General features: G+C 32.5%; 15 protein-coding genes. 13 read left to right on the forward strand and 2 right to left on the reverse strand.

The features are described 5' to 3' along the window. The first annotated feature begins 51 nt into the window (after window positions 1-51). The 4 genes from OS188_RS12640 (at window position 52) to OS188_RS12655 (ending at window position 3,558) form a co-directional block, all read left to right on the forward strand. Window positions 52-1,434 carry a DUF1254 domain-containing protein gene (locus tag OS188_RS12640; protein ID WP_267149215.1) on the forward strand — a complete coding sequence of 461 codons (1,383 nt, stop codon included), beginning with the start codon at window positions 52-54 and terminating at the stop codon, window positions 1,432-1,434. Between the two features lie 46 nt (window positions 1,435-1,480). After that, window positions 1,481-2,287 carry a neuromedin U gene (locus OS188_RS12645; protein WP_267149216.1) on the forward strand — a complete coding sequence of 269 codons (807 nt, stop codon included), beginning with the start codon at window positions 1,481-1,483 and terminating at the stop codon, window positions 2,285-2,287. Between the two features lie 129 nt (window positions 2,288-2,416). Beyond that, window positions 2,417-2,752, forward strand: coding sequence for a 7(1) septoil knot domain-containing protein (locus OS188_RS12650; RefSeq protein WP_267149217.1), 336 nt, complete (start codon window positions 2,417-2,419; stop codon window positions 2,750-2,752). Between the two features lie 41 nt (window positions 2,753-2,793). Then, window positions 2,794-3,558 (forward strand): patatin-like phospholipase family protein, encoded by a 765-nt coding sequence (locus tag OS188_RS12655; RefSeq protein WP_267149218.1) that lies wholly within the window; start codon window positions 2,794-2,796, stop codon window positions 3,556-3,558. 24 nt (window positions 3,559-3,582) lie between these two features. Here the strand turns inward: OS188_RS12655 and OS188_RS12660 are convergent, their stop codons facing one another. Continuing rightward, a complete protein-coding gene (locus tag OS188_RS12660) occupies window positions 3,583-3,729 on the reverse strand; it encodes a hypothetical protein (protein WP_267149219.1) in 147 nt (48 codons plus the stop codon). A 194-nt stretch (window positions 3,730-3,923) separates the two neighbouring features. On the opposite strand from OS188_RS12660, the gene OS188_RS12665 reads away from it, so the two are divergent. Together OS188_RS12665 and tamL are read left to right on the forward strand one after the other, a co-directional pair. Continuing rightward, window positions 3,924-9,038, forward strand: coding sequence for a translocation/assembly module TamB domain-containing protein (locus tag OS188_RS12665; RefSeq protein ID WP_267149220.1), 5,115 nt, complete (start codon window positions 3,924-3,926; stop codon window positions 9,036-9,038). 63 nt (window positions 9,039-9,101) lie between these two features. Next, on the forward strand, window positions 9,102-11,378 hold the full coding sequence (gene tamL, locus OS188_RS12670; protein ID WP_267149221.1) for a translocation and assembly module lipoprotein TamL: 2,277 nt from the start codon (window positions 9,102-9,104) through the stop codon (window positions 11,376-11,378). Window positions 11,379-11,483: 105 nt separating this feature from the next. Here tamL and OS188_RS12675 read toward each other — a convergent pair whose 3' ends face one another. Then, a complete protein-coding gene (locus OS188_RS12675) occupies window positions 11,484-12,539 on the reverse strand; it encodes a ferredoxin--NADP reductase (protein ID WP_267149222.1) in 1,056 nt (351 codons plus the stop codon). A gap of 212 nt (window positions 12,540-12,751) precedes the next feature. On the opposite strand from OS188_RS12675, the gene OS188_RS12680 reads away from it, so the two are divergent. From OS188_RS12680 to atpB, 7 genes are all read left to right on the forward strand, one after another. After that, a complete protein-coding gene (locus OS188_RS12680) occupies window positions 12,752-14,233 on the forward strand; it encodes a DUF5687 family protein (protein ID WP_267149223.1) in 1,482 nt (493 codons plus the stop codon). 12 nt (window positions 14,234-14,245) lie between these two features. Beyond that, window positions 14,246-14,968, forward strand: a complete 723-nt coding sequence (locus tag OS188_RS12685) for an ABC transporter ATP-binding protein (protein ID WP_267149224.1) — start codon at window positions 14,246-14,248, stop codon at window positions 14,966-14,968. Between the two features lie 167 nt (window positions 14,969-15,135). Next, window positions 15,136-17,724 carry a type IX secretion system periplasmic lipoprotein PorW/SprE gene (porW, locus tag OS188_RS12690; protein ID WP_267149225.1) on the forward strand — a complete coding sequence of 863 codons (2,589 nt, stop codon included), beginning with the start codon at window positions 15,136-15,138 and terminating at the stop codon, window positions 17,722-17,724. Between the two features lie 18 nt (window positions 17,725-17,742). Next, entirely contained in the window at window positions 17,743-18,171 is a 429-nt protein-coding gene (locus tag OS188_RS12695) for a bactofilin family protein (RefSeq protein ID WP_267149226.1), read from the forward strand. Then, complete coding sequence (locus OS188_RS12700; RefSeq protein ID WP_267149227.1) at window positions 18,125-18,370, forward strand: AtpZ/AtpI family protein; 246 nt, start codon at window positions 18,125-18,127, stop codon at window positions 18,368-18,370. Before OS188_RS12695 ends, OS188_RS12700 begins: the two co-directional genes overlap by 47 nt. Next, on the forward strand, window positions 18,371-18,769 hold the full coding sequence (locus OS188_RS12705) for a hypothetical protein (RefSeq protein ID WP_267149228.1): 399 nt from the start codon (window positions 18,371-18,373) through the stop codon (window positions 18,767-18,769). 112 nt (window positions 18,770-18,881) lie between these two features. Then, window positions 18,882-19,964 carry a F0F1 ATP synthase subunit A gene (gene atpB, locus OS188_RS12710; RefSeq protein WP_267149229.1) on the forward strand — a complete coding sequence of 361 codons (1,083 nt, stop codon included), beginning with the start codon at window positions 18,882-18,884 and terminating at the stop codon, window positions 19,962-19,964. Window positions 19,965-19,966 lie beyond the last annotated feature (2 nt).

Here is a 19,966-nt window from a genome sequence, read left to right on the forward strand (position 1 = left end):
ATTATGAAATCAACAAATCCAATACTTTTAATAACGGTGCTGGCACTATTTTTGACCCTGTCCTGTAATGAGAAAAAAGATAAAAAAGAAGCCGTAGCAACTACTGAGTTGTCTTTGGATTCTATAACTGCCATCACTAAGAAAGCCTATATTTACGGCTATCCAATAGTTGACAACTACCGTATTCAGTACGATTATTTTGAAGACAGTACCAATTCCGAATTTAAAGCACCATGGAATCATGTGGCAAATATCGCCCGTGTTTATACACCTAAGGATGTCGCTGTACAAACACCAAATTCGGATACGCCGTATTCATTTGTGGGTTTTGATTTACGCGCAGAGCCCATTGTGCTAACTGTTCCAGATATTGAAGCCAATCGTTATTTCATGATCCAATTTATTGATGCCTATACCTTTAATTTCGATTATGTTGGTTCCCGTACCACAGGGAACAAAGGCGCTAAATTTATGGTTGCTGGACCTAATTGGAAGGGCGAGACTCCAGAAGGCATAGACAAAGTTATAACATCTGAAACCCAATTTGTAATGGCCTTCTACAGAACCCAACTTTTTAATCCGGGTGATATCGATAATATAAAGAAAATACAAGCGCAGTTTAAAGCGGAGCCTCTATCCTCTTATTTGGGAACAGAACCAGTGAAGGTTGAAAAAATTGATTTCTTTAAACCTATTCCTCAGGCAGAGCAAAAAACTTCTCTTGAATTCTTTAAGGAGATGAATTTTGCTTTGCAATTTATGCCACCCAATAACACTGAAACAGAACTGATGTCCCGTTTTGCAAAAATTGGAGTTGGTGCAGGAAAAGATTTTGACGTTCAAAAGCTTTCTCCAGAAGTAAAAGCTGCTATGGAAAAGGGAATACAGGAAGCTTGGACGGTGGATTTTGCAGCGCTAAAGAAAAAATTTGAAACAGGAGAGGTGACTTCTGGAGACATATTTGGAACCCGTGAGTTTCTAAAAAACAATTACCTCTATAGAATGTCTGGGGCTGTGATTGGCATCTTTGGGAACTCGAAAGAGGAAGCGATGTATCCTTTTTACGGCGTAGATTCGGACGGTAATCCATTGGATGGCACTACAAATAAGTACACCCTACATTTTGTCGAAGGAGAGTTGCCACCGGTCAATGCTTTTTGGTCTTTGACGATGTATAAAATGCCACAAAGTTTATTGGTAGATAATCCCATCAATAGATATTTATTGAACTCAACTATGATTCCAGATTTTGTAAGAGATAAGGATGGTGGCATTACGCTCTATCTTCAAAGTGAGTCTCCAGGAAAAGCGAAGGAAGCCAATTGGTTACCAGCACCAAAAGGACCATTTGTGACGATTATGAGGTTGTATTGGCCAAAAGAAGCAGCGTTGGACGGATCTTGGAAAAATCCTCCGTTGGAATTGGTGAAATGAACGTTAATAACTTCAATTAATTAATAATATTTGCAAACCTAATAAAATGAAAAAACTCAATCTCTTAATAATAGCATTGCTCCTAAGTAGCGGATACGCTATTAGCCAAGAAAAAGAACAAGAACCAGAAGCGGGAGGTGATCTGGAAGCTAAAATCCAAAACCCGATTGCTAATCTTATAAGTGTTCCTTTTCAGAATAATACGGATTTTGGGATTGGTCCAGATGATCGTACAAAAAACACTTTGAATATTCAACCTGTAATTCCATTTTCTTTAGGAGAAAGTCTCAATTTAATTACTAGAACTATTATTCCAATTATCTCGCAACCCACTTTCCCCGGTGAAAGAGAATTTGGATTGGGCGATATTAGTTTAAGCTTGTTTCTCACGCCAGCAAAACCCGGAAAACTTATTTATGGTGGAGGGGTAGCCTTAGGGCTTCCTACAGCGACCGATTCCTATTTAGGAGCAGAAAAATGGACTGCTGGTCCGTCGGTTGTCTTGTTGATACAACCAAAAGGATGGACTGTTGGAACCTTAATTCAAAACACCTGGTCTTATGCAGGATCTGATGATCGTGGGGATGTGAATTTTTTTTACTCTCAAATATTTGTGACTAAAAATTTACAGAAAGGATGGTACGTAAATACGGCGCCTATTATAACTTCAAACTGGGAAGCCCCTTCGGGCGAACAATGGACCGTACCTTTAGGAGCTGGAGTTGGCAAGTTATTCCATTTGGGAAAATTACCTATCAACGCACAAGCAGGATATTATGTTAACGTAGAAAAACCTACGGGTGGTCCAGATTCACAATTGAGAGTACAGGCTACTTTATTGTTTCCGAAATAAAACATTCCTTATAAAAGTCTTAGTAGGCAAAAATAATTACAAACTATATAATTAAACAATTCAAATATGTAAAACAAGTTCCTGCCAATTGTTTTTTGTATCTTCCCTATATTCGTATAAAATGGTTTTATGAAATTACCTATTACGTTAGTTTTTATTGTATGCGTTGCATTTCAATGTTCAGCTCAAAAAGTATTCTCAGTGCAATATGCCAATCAAGCAGATGTAAAAGTATTTGTTGTGGATTATGAGAATCAGGCAGACTTAAAGGTTTATAAAGTGAAGTACGCCAATCAAGCTGGAAAAAATGATGGAAAATGGTTTTTTACAGATTATGAGAATCAGGCTAAAAAGACCATCTATTATGTAGATTATCAAAATCAAGCCGATTTAAAAATATTTTTTGTCGAATATGAAAATCAAGCTGGTTGGAAAAATAAATCAAAACAGCATTTGATGTATTGAGAAATTTAGGCATTATTTAAATTTTATAAAAAAAAAGACTCTTGGAAAAATCTAATACTATTGGACTTGTTTTATCGGGTGGTGGCTATAGAGGCCTCGCTCATATAGGTGTTTTAAAAGCTATGGAAGAATTAGGGATAAAACCTAATTATATTTCTGGAACTAGCGCAGGAGCTATTGTAGGATCATTATATGCAGCTGGTTATTCATGGCAAGATATTTTCGATTTTTTTACTAAAACCGAACTTTTTTCCCTGAGTAACTACACCATATTAAAGCCCGGATTAATTGATGGAACTAAGTTTGAAAATACGCTAAAAACATATTTGGAAGCCGACAGTTTTGAGAGCTTAAAAATCCCAATGTATATTGCTACTACAGACTTATTGGATGGTAAAACACATTTTTTTCATAAAGGAAACATCATAAAACCTATTATTGCTTCCTCTTCAGTACCTGGTGTTTTTGCACCTGTTTCTTATAAAGAACTCTTTCTATGCGATGGCGGGGTTACCAACAACTTTCCAATTGAACCCCTACAAGTTTATTGCGATAAAATAATTGGAGTCTATTTAAATTCACTTGTAGAAACTTCAACAGAAGGTTTAAAAAGCACCAAATCTGTGTTAGAACGTGCATACCGAATTTCTCGGGTAAATGCTTCTGAAGGAAAATTTAAAGATTGCCATGTATTTATTGCCCCTAAAGATTTAGGAAATTATGAAGTATTTTCTAAAAAACATATCCAAGAAATTTTTGAAATGGGCTATCAAGAAGCTAAGTTAAAACTAAAGGAAGAATTTTAAAATCAGTTGCTAAAATAATAAGAATTAACTCTCTTTCGACTTTTTAATTATGGCTTTTAGTTTCTCCTTTCTCAGAGCTTCTTCTGCTTTTTTCTTATTAATTTTTCTATTAAGAAGCTTTGTGTGTTTCGCCTTGTTTTTTGTGTTTTTCTGACCTTTAGGTTTTGGCATGAGTTTTTATTTTTATTCAACCTCTGTTTTAGTTAAAAAACTTAATTTTTAAGCAAAAGAAATCAATATAGTGCTAAAAATTGGAAATTTAGTTAAATTTAAGCGTAGCAATTCTGTTTTAGAGCTATTAATATCTGTTATAAAGTACGTATACAGTTATTAAAATAATAAATTTGTAACTCAGAAAAAATTGCTTGGAAGAGACCAAAAATAAAGACATAGAACAACCAGTTCTAGCCAAAAAGAAACGGTTTAGATTCTTAAAAATAATTGGAAGAATTATTTTAGGCATCCTCCTACTTTTATTTTTGCTCATTCTATTTGTTAGAAGTCCTTGGGGACAAAATATAATTGTCACTAAAGCAGTTTCTTTTTTGTCAGATAAAACCAAGACTAAAGTTGAGGTTGAAAAGCTGTTTATTACGTTTGATGGAGATATTCAGTTAAACGGTTTATATCTGGAAGATACCAAAGGTGATACCTTAATTTATTCCAAACAATTGGAAGCAAATGTCCCTTTGTGGGCTTTAATACAAGGCAATGGCATTGGTGTTGATGGCCTAGAATGGGAAGGTGTTCGTGCCAATATTACCCGAAAAGATTCTATAGAAGGTTTTAATTTTCAGTTTATTATTGATGCTTTTGCCACCCAAGACACAACAACTGTTGCCGTAGACACTACCTCGGCACCAATAAACCTTATTTTAGGAAATCTGAATTTCAAAAATTTTGACGTCGTTTATAAAGATGCTGTTACAGGTATAGACAGTCGTTATAAATTTGGTAAACTCCATGCAAACATGGATAAAACCGATTTAGAAACCATGACTTTTAAAGCCTCTAGCTTAGAATTAGAGGACAGCCATATTAAATTTTTACAAACCCCTGTTCCACCTACACAAGATTCAGAAGAGAGTACCATGCCTCTTTTTAGCGTTGAAGAATTTACGCTTACAAACGTTTTTGCCAATTATCAAAGTAAAGCAGATAGACTTGCTACAACATTAGACATTAAAGAACTGTATGCTGAGATTCCGAATATAGATATAGCCAATCAACTTTTTGAAGTGGATGAATTTAGCCTTAAAAATTCTTCTATTTCTCTTAAAACAGAAACAGAAAAAAATGTTGTTACTGAGAAAGTCGATGAGGTTTCAGAAAATATAGAACAAGATATCCAAACCTTCGAATGGCCAACCATCCAATTAGTTATAGGCGAAATAGATTTAGAAAATAATAATTTTAGTTATTCTGCTAATAACGAAAAAAGTAAAAAAGGTACTTTTAATGCAAATGCTATCGAGCTAACAAACATTCATTTTCAAGCTGAAGATATCAAGCTAAAGGATAAAATAGCCCAGTTGCATTTAGAGAATGCTTCCCTAAAAGAATTTTCCGGTATCAACCTAAATAACCTGAAATTCAAATTAAACGCAACAGATAAGCAGCTAAAACTTTCCAATGTAAAAGCAGCTCTAAATAATAATTCGCTTCAAGGTAACTTCCAATTAGATTATCTAAGTTTAGCTAAATTAATTAGTGTTCCAGATCAATCTAAAGTAGCTGTAAATATGCCTTCTTTTAAGGTGTCGCTTAACGATTTATTTTTATTTCAACCAGATTTAAAGGAGAACGAATATCTAAATATTTTAAGTAAAAACCGCATTACAGGTAATATAAAAGCTACTGGTTATTTGTCTGATATTAATCTGTCTAAAATGATTATTAATTGGAGTGACACTAAAATTTCGGCAAATGGAAACATTCAGAATATAACCCAAATAGATTCTTTAGTCTTTAATATTCCAGCTTTTTCTGCTGTTACAAAACGTTCAGATATGGTTCAATTTGTAAAGGAAGAAGAGCTTGGTGTAAGTCTGCCGGAAGATGTAGAGTTGGTGGGAAATGCTTCAGGAAATCTCAATAATATTCTAGCCAATGCAACTCTAACAACATCTCAAGGACTTGCTACAATTGAAGGGAATTTTAAAAATTCAGAAACTTTAGAATTTAATGCAGACCTTGCTGTAGAAGATTATAAACTAAACGAACTTCTAAAAAATGAACAATTAGGCACTTTAAATTTAAAATTAGATGCTCAGGGAAAAGGCGATCATATTAATAATTTAGACGCTACCTTAAATGCAACTGTTTCCAGTTTTAAATACAATAATTACAATGTAAACGATCTGAAATTAATTGGAGATATTAAAAATGGCTCGGGAACCATTAGCTCTAATTATAAAGATAAAAACTTAAATATGAATTTAGATGCCCAAGTGGTTTTAGATTCTATTTCTCCAGAAGCTTTTGTTGATTTAGATATTATTGGTGCCGATTTGCAAGCCCTTGGCCTCATGCAACGTGATATTAAAACACGCATGAAAATGGCGATTAATTTTAAAGGGAACAGCCAAAATTTTGATGCCAATCTGGAAGTAGAGGATGGTGTTTTTGTGTACGATAATAAGTCTTATCTATTAGGTAAAATTAAAGCCATGGCACATATTAAACCAGATACCACCTCCGTGTCCTTTAATAATAAAATGCTCGATTTGGTTTTACAATCCAATTCAGATCCTCAAACTTGGACAGCTTCTTTAAGACATCATGCCTTGAGATATTTTTACCGAGACGAAACAGCTCACGATAGCACATTTCAAGGTGTTAACTTAAAATTTAGAGGAAATATAAGTGAAGGTTCTATTTTAAAAGATGTGTTTCTTGTAAATTTAAAAGATTTAGATACTGTTAATATTGCCGTAGATTTTAATGAAAAAGAACGCAAACTAACTGCCAGAATAAATGCGCCCCATATAAATTATAATGACTTTGTGGTGGATAGTTTGGCGTTTTCTATGGATACAGATCAGGAAAAATTTAATTTTAATTTAGGCTTTAATCAAATTAAAGCAGCACCTTTTCATATTCAAAAAACCATTATAGAAGGGGATCAGGTAGATAACGAACTTTCTTTAAAATTACTAGCTTATCATAAAGAAGAGAAACTAATTCAAGCTTTAAGTAAAATTACTGGAACGAGCGAAGAATTGCGTTTTCACGTGTTACCCGAGGGTTTGATTTTAAACAAAACCTCTTGGAATGTTCCCGATTCTAACGAGGTTCTTATCTATGATAAGAAATTAGTTTTTAACGATTTTCATTTTAGTAAAAACGAACAATCTATAGAGATAACAGATAAACTGCCAGAAGTATCAAAAGAACATATAGCCATAGACTTTAAAAATTTTAAATTAAATGAATTCTTAAGCTATTTAAATCCAGATGAAAGTTTGGCTTCAGGAAATCTGAATGGAAATTTTATCCTTGAAGAACCATTTAGAGAGACAGGAATTGTAGCTAAAATGGATATTTCCGAATTAGAAGTTATGGATGTAAATCTTGGAACTTTAGATGTTAATGCGAAGTCTTTGGGAGGAGATACGTACGATTTTAATGCGCAATTGTCTGGCGGTGAAGTAGATTTAGATTTAATTGGAGACTATGTTGCAAGAGAAACTGGAGCTAATATCGATTTAGACTTAAATATTCATAAATTTAATATGTCGGCTTTAACTGGTTTTTCTCAAGGTGAAATAACAGAAACTTCTGGAAATTTCTCAGGAAATTTTAAGTTAAACGGTACCACAAAAGAACCTAAGTATTCTGGACAAATTCTGTTTAATAATGCCAATTTTAAAGTAGCAATGTTTAATTCGGCTTTCACCTTAAAAGATGAAACATTAAGCATAGATAATACGGCTATTACTATGTCTAATTTCACCATTAGAGACGAAGACTTAAACACTTTTGTTATGTCTGGTAAAATAGGAACCCAATCTTTTATAAATCCAACCTTCGACTTAAACATAAATGCCGAAAATTTTCAAGTATTAAATGCTACCAAAGACGATAACGATTTTCTTTATGGGAAAGCAAGTTTTAACGGTACTGCAAAAATTACTGGCGACTTGCAAGTCCCAAAAATAGACATGGATATGAAGGTTAATTCAGATACAGATCTTACCTATATATTACCATCGGCAACTGTAAATATGGAAGCTCGGGACGGAATTGTAACTTTTGTTAATAGAGAGAATCCAGATGCTATTTTAACTAGAACTAAAGAAAAAACGGCTAGAATAACAGGTTTCGATATTAAAGCCCTTTTAAAAATAGGAAAAGAAGCAGCTGTTACCATTATTATAGACGAAGAGACAGGAGATAATTTTAAAGTCTCTGGAGCAGGAGATTTTAATGTTACCATGAATCCAAATGGTGTTCTAAGACTTTCTGGAGTGTACGAAGTAACTTCTGGACATTACGAGCTTAATTTATACAAAATAGTTAATAGAAAATTTAACTTGGTTCCGGGAAGTAAAGTTACTTGGTCTGGAGATCCATTCGATGCCAAATTAGACGTTAAAGCAGTGTACGAAGTAGAAGCATCCACATCTTCTTTAATGGCACCTATGTATTCTGGAAGCGATCCAGCTGTAAAAGGAAAATTCCGTGAAGTATTGCCTTTCTATGTGTTTTTAAATATAGATGGAGAACTAATGGAACCAAAAATATCTTTTAATTTAGATATGCCAGAAGACGAACAAGGTGCTGTTGGCGGACAAGTTTACGGACGCATACAACAATTAAATAACCAAGAAGATGAATTAAACAGACAGGTATTTTCACTATTGGTTTTAAATAGATTTTATCCAGACGCTGGAAGCGATGGAAGTCAAGGTGGTGTAGCCTCTATTGCCAGAGATAATTTAAACGATGCCGTTGCGGACCAACTTAATATGTTTACCGATAAAATATTAGGTAATACAGGCTTCGAACTAGATTTTGGTTTAAATAGTTTTACAGATTATCAAGGAAATTCGCCACAACAAAGAACGCAACTGGAAGTAGAAGCCCAACAAAAATTGTTTAACGATCGGGTTATAGTTAGAGTTGGAAGCGAAGTAGATATTGAAGGAAGTAATTCTAATGGCGAAGAAACACCAATTATTGGAAATGTAAGTATAGAATATTTATTAACAGAAAGTGGTCGCTACCGTTTAAAAGGATTTAGTAAAAACGAATTTGATAATGTTATTGATGGCCAAACTGTGGTAAGTGGTATAGCTTTAATATTTACTCAAGAATTTAATAAATATAGCGAACTTTGGGATGCCTTATTTAAAGCACAAACAGAAGAAGAAAAGAAAATAAAGGCTGAAAAGGAAGCCGAGAAAGAAGCAGCCAAAGAAAAACAAAAAGAAAAAGAAGAACGTACCGAAAAAAGTATTGAGAAAAAGAAAAGCTAATTAGCTAAAGCATTTTTTTTGTTAATAAATTAGAAAACAATAGTTATAAAATTATCGAATAATTTGAAATACAACTTAAAAAACATAAGTATTTATTTGTTCCTAATAGGAAGTCTTTACTCATGTGGTATTACCAAATATATTCCTGAAGACGAACGCTTATATACCGGAGCCACTTTAAAAATTGAAACAGATACACTTATAAAAAATGAGTCGGGTTTAAAAGCAGACTTAGAAACAGTACTACGTCCAGAGCCAAATTCTAAATTTTTAGGCATGCATCTTGGACTTTACTATTACTATAAAAATCAAAAAGAAAAACCAGGATTCATCAATCGTTGGTTTTATAAGCAATTTGGGCAAGACCCGGTATACCAATCGGATGTGGAAACTTATGCTGTTGAAGATTTATTATTAAACCGATTAGAAAATAGAGGGTTTTTCTATAGTAGCGCATCTTCAGTAGTTGAAGAAAAAGAGAAAGAAGCTTCTGTACAATATACGGTTAAAGTGCCAAAACCGTATAGAATGACTAGCTATCAACTGGATTCTTTTCCTGTTAGTATGAAAGAAACCATGAAGCAAATAATAACAAAATCTCCTTTTAAAGAAAATATGCGTTTCGATTTAAATAATATGAAAAAGGAACGAAATCGGATTGATAAAGAATTAAAGAAAAAAGGATATTATAACTTTAACAATAACTTCTTAATTTTTGAGGCAGACACCAATAGATACGATAATCGGAAATTTGATTTATTTTTAAAATTAAAAAATGAAGTACCTAAAAAAGGTTTGATTCCTTATAAAGTTTCAAAAATTAATATTTATCCAAATTACGAGGTTTCAGATTCTACAATTATTGAACCCGTAGTATATAATGACAAAGATTATATTCAAAAAGAGGAGTTCTTTAAGCCAAAATATTTAGATCCATTTATTGTATTAAAAAAAGGACAATATTACAACCCTGAGGACTCCAGAAACACTGCCAGAAGGCTATCTACCATAGGTTCTTATAAGTATGTAAACATTCAATATAAAGAGGTAGATACAGCTTCAATAGACGATTTAGGATATTTAGAAGCTAATATTTTTCTTTCGCCATTAAATAAGCGTGCGCTTAGGGCGGAACTACAAGTGGTAACCAAATCTAATAATTTTGCAGGACCAGCTTTAGAACTAACCTTAAGTAATAGGAACTTATTTGGAGGAGGAGAAATTTTTAATATAAGTACCAAAGTCGGGTACGAAAAACAAGTAGGGGGAGACTCAAGTGCAGGTAATAGTAGTTTGGAATTAGGCCTCACCAACGAGCTTATTTTTCCAAGAGTATTATTTCCGTTTAAAATTGATAATAACTTTTTTAAATATTCCATTCCTAAAACTAAAACCTCTTTAAGTTTCGATTATTTAAACAGGACAGACCTATATGCGCTACTTTCCGGAACAGCTTTGTTTGGTTATATATGGGATGCCAACCGGTTTGTAACACACGAATTAAACCCCATTTCTATAAACTATACCGAATTGTTTAAAACCACTCCAGAATTTGAGGAAATTTTAGATAACGATCCCTTTTTAAGACAAAGTTTTGAGCAGCAATTTATAGCAGGTTTAACTTATTCCTTTACATATAATGAAATGGTAGATACAAGAAAAAAACATCAGTTTTATCTTAACTTTACCTTTGATATTGCTGGAAATCTTATCAGTCTTTTTGGTAAAGATCAAGGAGCGGAGCAGCCTAAAACAGTTTTTGGTTTTGAATACGCACAATATGCGAAAGCAGATATAGACTTACATTATCATTTTAATTTTGCAAAAGAACAGGTTATTGCTGCACGTATATTTGGAGGCTATGGAAAAGCCTATGGAAACTCGAGTGTTGTACCTTTTGTAAAACAATACTATTCTGGTGGTCCATATAGTGTTAGAGCTTTTAATATTCGCTCTTTAGGACCAGGAACTTATAACCCCGAAACAGATGGTGTAGATAGTGATTATTTTGATAAAACAGGAAATATTAGACTGGAAGCAAATCTAGAATATCGTTTTCCTATTGTTTCTTTTTTAAAAGGAGCTTTATTTGTAGATGCTGGAAATATTTGGAACTCTATAGAAAACCCAATTTATAATGGAAAAGATAAGTTTACAAGCGATTTTATAAACGAATTAGGTATGGGAGCTGGTGTAGGATTAAGAGTAGATATACAAAGTTTTGTTATCCGTTTCGATTTTGCAACACCATTTCATAACCCATCCTTACCAAAAGGAGAACGCTATAAGTTTGAACCAGATGGTACAGTTTTAAATTTTGCTATTGGTTATCCGTTTTAATAATAGACCTAATAAATCAACATAAAAAAAAGCTCTTACAATACACAAGAGCTTCTAGGCTAAAAGAGCCCTAATTCTATAATAAAGGGTTTTTTAAAAACCTTTCTAGATATCGTCAAAATCTATCTTAACTGTTGGAGTTGTTGGATGCGCCTGACAGGTTAAAGTTAAACCTTCGGCAATCTCGCCATCTGTTAAAATATTATTTTGTCTCATAGTTACCTCGCCTTCAATTACTCTGGCCAAACAACTACTACAAATTCCACCTTGGCAAGAGTATGGAGCGTCTAAATCTTCATCTAAAGAAGCTTCTAATACAGACTGTTTTTGAGACATTTCAAAGGTGGTTTCCTCATCGTCTAAAATAACCGTAATCTTTGTTTTTCCACTGGCTACCTGGTCTTCATCCACTTCGGCAGGTTTAGCGGCTTTAAAAAGCTCGTAAAATACATTCTCTTGTGGAATGTTATGTTCGGTTAATACATCTTTTACCGTATGTATCATGGCCTCTGGACCACATAAATAGAAAGCATCAACAACTACATTTTTATGGGTGTTTTTCATTACAAAATTAACAGTGCTTTTTTCAATACGTCCAAAAATTGCATCGCCTTCATCTGCCTGGCTAAATACAAATTGAATAGAAAAACGTTCTTTATATTGATGTTGTAAGTCTAAAAGCTCTTGCAAAAACATAGTATCCTCGGGTGTTTTATTCCCATATACAAGAATTACTTTACTATAAACCTCTTCTTCTAAAGCAGATTTAATGATACTTAATATAGGAGTAATTCCACTTCCTGCAGCAAAAGCAGCAATGTTCTTTGTCTTAGAATCGTTTGGTGTAAAAATAAAGCGACCTTTGGGTGGTGCAACTTCTATACTATCTCCAATTTGTAAAGTGTTGTTGGCATAGGCGGAAAAAGTTCCATCTGTAACTTCTTTTACAGCAACTTTTAAAGTGCCACTTTTAGGAGACGAACACAAAGAATAATCTCTGCGAATTTCGTTACCATTAATAGTGGTTTTTAATGTGATATATTGACCTGCAACAAAAGTATAAGTATCTTTTAAATTTTCAGGAACCTCGAAACTTAAAACAACGGATTTATCAGTTACTCGTAGAATATCCTTTATAGTAAGTTTATGAAAATGTGACATAATTAATATTTTTCACAAAAATAAGAAATACTGTTAGCATTTATGTTTTTGATTGTAACAAAATGTAGGTTATTATTACTAATAAAAATATAGAGGATCTATTTAATGAATAAAAAGGAGTTTAATAAATTAAGTTTAAGAAAGCAAACTTTACTTAAATGTTTGATTCTAAATAAACTACTTGTTATTTTGTAACCAATTATACTAACTACATGAAATTAAAACATTTTATAAGCCTGGAGTGGAAGCAATATTTTAGATCAGCTTATTGGCAAAAAAGTATGGCTTTAAATATTCTATTAGTTTTTTTAGCCCTGTATTTTGTAGTATCCTTTTTGTTTTTAGGAGTAGCCTTATATCCAATTTTAAAAGAGACTTTTCCAGATCAAGACCCCTTAGTAATTGTAAATAGTTACTTGTTTTATTGGTTTCTAACAGATATAGTCATGCGCTTTTTCTTTCAAAAACTACCGGTTATGAGTGTCAAACCCTTATTAACCTTGCCTATTAAAAGAAGGAAAGTAGTACATTATGTTTTAGGAAAATCAAGTTTTTCATTTTTTAATTTTCTTCCGCTTTTTGCAGTAATTCCTTTTGGAGTCATGCTTATTATTAATGAATATCCAATGATTTCAGTAATTTTTTGGATCCTTGCTATTCTTATAATTACCTTAATTATTAACTTTTTTAATTTTCTAATTGAAAGTTTTTCTTCAGAAAGAGAACTCTCATATGTCCCAATTATAGTCTTTGCAGGGAGTTTATATGCTATTAATTATTTCAATTTAATTTCTTTTACAACTTTGGTTTCTAATGTGGTTTCTGCAGTTTATAGTAACCCTATTATGCTTATTATTCCTATAGTTGTTCTTATTGTTTTATATCTTATTAATTTCAAGATATTAAAGAGTAAATTGTATTTAGACAGTTCTTTAAAAACAAAAACGCAAGAAGTTAAGGTTTCTAACTTAGAATGGACTAGAAAGTTTGGAGATGCAGCAACTTTTATGCAATTGGATTTAAAACTAATCTGGAGAAATAAGCGCCCAAGATCGTCTGTATTTATATTGGTTATAGGCTTGTTGTATGGTTTGTTTTTTTACCCAAATCCAACGTATCAAAATCAACCGTGGATGTTTGCCTTTGTAGGAATTTTTGTAACAGGTATATTTTTAATTAATTTCGGACAGTTTATTCCTGCTTGGGATAGTGGGTATTACAAAATGCTTATGAGCCAAAATATAAAATATAAGCAGTATTTACAATCCAAGCATACTCTAATGACCTTAAGCGTGGGTATCATGTTTATTTTAAGTATTCCTTATGCATATTTTGGTTGGGAAATTTTATTAGCACATGCTGCTGCAGCCATATATAATATTGGAATTAATACTCATGTTATATTATTTGGAGGTGCTTTTAATCGAAAAAAAATAGACTTAAATCAACGTGCAGCTTTTAATTATCAAGGCACAGGTGCTGTACAATGGCTAATTGGAATACCAATAATGCTTGTACCATTGGCGGTTTTTGGAGCTTCATATTACTTTTTTAGTTTTGAAATAGGCTGTTTAACTTTAAGTGTACTTGGTTTAATAGGTGTTGTATTTCATAAAAAACTTATGCAGATTATTACAGAAAAATACATCGCATCAAAATACACAATGATTCAGGCTTTTAGTCAAGAAAATTAATAACATATAACTATGATTAACGTTGCAAACCTTACAAAGAGTTACGGAAGTAAAACCGTTTTAAAAATTGAAGACTTACAGATTCCTAAAGGACAAAGTTTTGGATTGATAGGAAATAATGGTGCCGGAAAAACAACATTCTTTAGCCTGCTTTTAGACCTTATTAGACCTAGTTCTGGACATATAAAAAGTAAAGAAGTTTTAGTGAATACCAGCGAAGATTGGAAAACATACACCTCGGCTTTTATAGATGAAAGTTTTCTAATTGGTTATTTAACTCCAGAAGAGTATTTCTATTTTATAGGTGAACTTCGTGGACAGAATAAGGCAGATGTTGATGCTTTAATTTCTCAATTTGAAGACTTTTTCCATGGCGAAATTTTAAATCAGAAAAAATATCTTAGAGATTTAAGTAAAGGAAATCAGAAAAAGGCCGGGATTGTAGCAGCCTTAATTGGTAATCCGGAAATTATTGTTTTAGACGAACCTTTTGCTAATTTGGACCCAACAACCCAAATCCGATTAAAAAATATACTTAAAGACCTTGCCCAGACTAAAGGAGTTACGGTTTTAGTTTCTAGTCACGATTTACTACATGTTACAGATGTTTGCGAGCGTATTGTAGTTTTAGAAAAAGGAGAAGTTATTAAGGATTTGGCTACAAGTGATGCCACTTTAAAGGAATTAGAAGTTCATTTTTCTGGGAACGAAACGTTTATTGACAACGCTGTTTAAAGGCAGAAAACGCATAAATCAAGAATCTTATCTAAGCCTTAGGGAATTGAAGAAGTTATATTTGATATATTTCTTTACAAATAATTCAAAAAGATGCCTTATTTTTACGGCTATACATAATATATAAAACTATTTTTAGTTTATAGTTAAACCAAATAAAATAAACGTTGCGAACATCTTTTAGATTCATAGTATTCCTCTTTTGTACCATCCTGTTTATTACGAGTTGTTCTAGAAAAAAAGACTCGTTTTTAAGCCGGAATTTCCATGCGCTAGCAGCAAAAGATAATATTTTATATAATGGTTATATTGCTTTAGAAGAAGGGAAACAATCCTTAAACGAAAGCTATGAAGACGATTATTGGGATATTTTGCCTATTGAGCGTATGCAAGTTTCAGAAGAAGTTACACTTCCTGGACAAAACTCAAACGATCGTTTTGTTAGAGCAGAAGAAAAAGCGGTAAAAGCCATTCAATTGCATGGCATGAATATTAATGGGAAAGAGAAAAATCCACAAATAGACGAAGCATATTTACTATTAGGAAAAGCCAGATACTTCGATCAAAGGTTTGTGCCAGCACTAGAAGCTTTTAATTATATTCTTTATAAATACCCTGCAAGCGATAAAATAAATCAAGCAAAAATTTGGAGAGAAAAAGGAAACCTTAGATTAGAAAACGATGAGGTTGCCATTGAAAATCTGAAACGCTTGTTAGATCAAGAAAATCTTGAAGGACAAGATTTAGCAGATGCTACGTCAACTTTAGCTCAGGCTTATATTAATATTGAAGCTCTTGATAGTGCAGCAACACAATTAAACACAGCTAGCCTGAACACAAAAAATAACGACGAGCGTGGACGTTACAGATATATCCAAGGACAATTATTTAATAGACTTGGCTATAAAGACAGTGCCAATATAGCTTTTGATAAGGTTATTAAATTAAACCGAAAAACACCTCGTATTTATTTAATTGCTGCAGAATTAGAAAAAGTAAATAACTTTGACCATACGGTTGGAGATAAGGCAGTGGTTTTGGAAAACCTAACCGAAATTGAAGAAAACAGAGAAAATAGACCTTATCTAGACAAAATATATCATCAAATAGCCGATTTTTATGCGCAAGGAGAGCAAGACTCCTTAGCTGTAGAATATTATAATAGATCTTTAAGAACTAATTCTAGAGACAAAAAACTAATGGCCACAAATTATGAAATCTTAGGCGATTACTTTTTTGATTACTCCGAGTATAAAATAGCTGGTGCTTATTATGATAGCACAATGACTAACATGGTTAATAATTCGAAACCTTTTAGAATTATTAAAAGAAAAAGAGACAATCTAGACGATGTTATTTATTATGAAGACATAGCTTTTGCTAACGATAGTATTATAGGTCTTACCAATTTGTCATACAATGAGCAACTTGCATACTTTACAAAATACACCGAAGACTTGAAAGTTCGAGCGCAAGAAGAGCAAGAGCAAAAAGAATTGGAAGCTGCTTTAGCTGAAAGAGAACAGCAAATGGGAGCTAACGATAAATTTAAAAACAGTTTTTCAAGCAGCGATGCTAGTGATAGTTTAAGAGGCTCTAAAGGACCAAATACACCACCGGGAAGATCTAGTTTTTATTTCTATAATCCAACAACGGTGGCTTACGGTAAAAACGACTTCTTAGAAAAATGGGGAGACAGAGCTTTAGAAGATAATTGGCGCTGGTCTTCAAATAATAGATCTGGTAGAGGTGTTGCAGAAAATACCGAAAGAGAAATTATTGCAACAGATACTGAATTATTCGATCCTGAATTTTATATTTCTAGAATTCCAACAGATCAAAAAGAGATTGACAGTCTTGCTAAACAAAGAAATTTTGCTTATTACCAATTAGCGGTTATATATAAGGAGAAGTTTAAGGAATACGAACTTTCTAAAAACACCTTTCAAGACTTATTAAATATGGAGCCGGAAGATAAGTTGATCTTGCCTTCAAAATATAATCTATATAAACTGTATGAGCTTTTAGGTGAAAATGATGAGGCTAGCATAGCTAAAAACGATATTATTACTAACTATCCAGAATCTAGATATGCACTTATTTTAGAAAACCCGGAATCTGCTGCTTTAAAAGATGAAAATAGTCCAGAAAACATCTATAAAAATATTTACGACCAACTTGAAAGTCAGAAATACAGCCAGGTAATTTCAGAAGTTGATGATTATATAAATCAGATTGAAGGCGATCCAATGATCCCTAAATTCGAACTTTTAAAAGCAACTGCCATTGGAAGATTAAAAGGTTTTGAGGCTTATAGCGAAGCTTTAAACTTTGTAGCTTTGAATTATGCTAATTCTCCTGAAGGAGAAAAAGCTCAAGACATAATTGATAATGTCCTACCTAAATTAGCATCTAAAGATTTTGTAGATAATGAAACAGATAACAACTTTAAAATTGTTTATTATTTTAAATCTGCTTCCAAAGAAGAATTAGAAAAATTTAAGAAGAAACTACAAGCTGAAATAGAAAAGGTAAATGTATATAACTTATCGCTTTCTGTAGATGTGTATAACCCAACAACAACCTTTATACTTGTTCATGGATTAAAAAGTAAAGAAGGTGCCAGTGGATATGCCTTATCTCTTCAAGAGAAAAAGAAAGATAAAATTATACATGACTTCTTTGCTGTATCTTCGTCAAATTATAGAACCATTCAAATTCATAAGAATTTCGATGAATATTTAGATTTACAATAACCCCAAATAATACATATTATGTTTTCCGATAATAAAAAAGACAGACAAAACCTAGAATTAGTATCAAGTCAGAACATTATTTCAAAAGGCACTAAAATTGTTGGCGATTTAATTAGCGAAGGCGACTTGAGAATTGATGGAACCATAGAAGGTAATTTAAAAACACCTGGAAAGATTGTAGTTGGAAAAACTGGAGTAGTTAAAGGAACTCTGGATGGAACCGATGCTCATTTTGAAGGTAAATTTTCAGGAAAGCTCAACTTAACAGGAACCCTTACTTTAAGATCTTCAGCACATATTGAAGGCGAAGTTACTCTAGGAAAGCTAGAAGTAGAGCCAGGAGCCACATTTAATGTAACATGTGCTATGCAAGGTGCAATAAAAGAAAGCCGTTCAAAAAATGAGCAAAAAGGAGGAGCAAAAAAGGGAGAAGAGCAAATCGCTTAGTAGCTATGCTAAATATTCAAGCATTGCCTTTCAAATGTTTGTTATTATTGGTATTGGTGCTTTTGTAGGAGTAAAATTAGACGATGCTTTTCCTAATAAGTATAACGCCTACACCATTATTCTATCTTTGGTATTTGTAATTTTTGCTATTGTTTTTGTAATAAGACGTATTATTGCAATCTCAAAAGAAGATAATTAAATGAATAAAGTTTTTAAAACCAGACAACTTTCCTTTTTAGTTCAAAATGCTGCAATTACTCTCATCCTTTTAGGTATACATAGTTATTTGCTATCTCATTTCGATTCTATTATTTATATGATTCCGTTATGGCAAATTTATGTGTTTCATTTTGTTGTAACCACTTTAGTCTATACTGTAATTAACTTTCAATATTCTAGAGGAAAGACCGATATATTTAATCTATTTATGGGCTTTACTTTATTAAAAATGATATTAGCAATTCTTTTTTTATTGCCAGTAATTCTATCAGATATGGACAAAAAACAACCGGATGTATTCAACTTTTTTATCCCTTATTTTTTATACTTGTTTTTTGAAGTGTATTCCCTAACAATATTTCTCCAAAAAAAGCCTTAGAACCTTGTGAATATCAAGACATTAAATAATCGTTAAAAAAGTGTTTGACAATTAATATAATGTACGTACATTTGCACGGAATTTAAAGCAAGGTATTTTTAATCAATATAAAATGACATTAAGCACCTTTAAAAACGTATTTTTTTCTGCATTATTTTTAACAATCTCATTTGTTGGATATGCACAAGAAGCTAGTGGGGATGACAACGATAGTAAGTTCGATGCCAAAGAGATGATTATGCATCACGTAAAAGATGCGCATGAGTTTCATATATTTGATTGGAATGGGAAACCAGTTACCATTTCTTTACCTGTTATATTATGGACAGATCAAGGCCTGGTTACCTTTATGTCTAGCGAATTTCATCATGACGATTCTGGAACACAAATTGTGGAAAAGGATGGGTTACGCTTTGTAAAATATCATGAAAAAGTTTACCAATTAGATGCTGGAACGCAAGAATTAGTATTCGATGCAGAGCATCACCCAACTAACGCTACTTTACCTTTCGATGTGTCTATTACAAGAAACGTGTTTATGATGTGGGTTTCGGTAATAGCTTTACTTCTTATATTTATTTCTACAGCTAAAGTATATAAAAAATCTAACGATAAGGTTCCAACCGGAATCGCTGGATTTATAGAGCCACTAATTATTTTTGTACGAGACGACATTGCTAGACCAATGATTGGAGATAAAAAGTACAAAAAATACATGCCATATTTATTAACCATATTTTTCTTTATATGGATCAATAATATTTTTGGTTTAATTCCATTTTTAAATAGTGCTAACGTAAGTGGTAATATTGCTTTTACTGTAACATTAGCTGCATTTACTCTTATAATTACAAGCGTAAGTGGTAATAAAAACTATTGGAAACATATTTTCTGGATGCCTGGAGTTCCAGTGCCAATGAAAATATTTTTAATGCCTATAGAGATTATTGGAATGTTTGTAAAGCCAATATCTTTAACTATTCGTTTGTTTGCTAACATTACAGCAGGACATATTATTATCCTGTCGTTAATGTCGTTAATTTTTATCTTTGAAACTTTTGCAATTGCTCCGGTATCTGTAGGGTTTTCATTGTTTATTTTAATAATTGAAATTGTAGTTACAGCAATTCAAGCGTATATATTTACCATATTGTCTGCCTTATATATAGGTATGGCAACAGAAGAAGAACATTAATT

The organism is Xanthomarina sp. F1114 (genome assembly GCF_026410255.1).
Taxonomy (GTDB): Bacteria; Bacteroidota; Bacteroidia; order Flavobacteriales; family Flavobacteriaceae; genus Xanthomarina.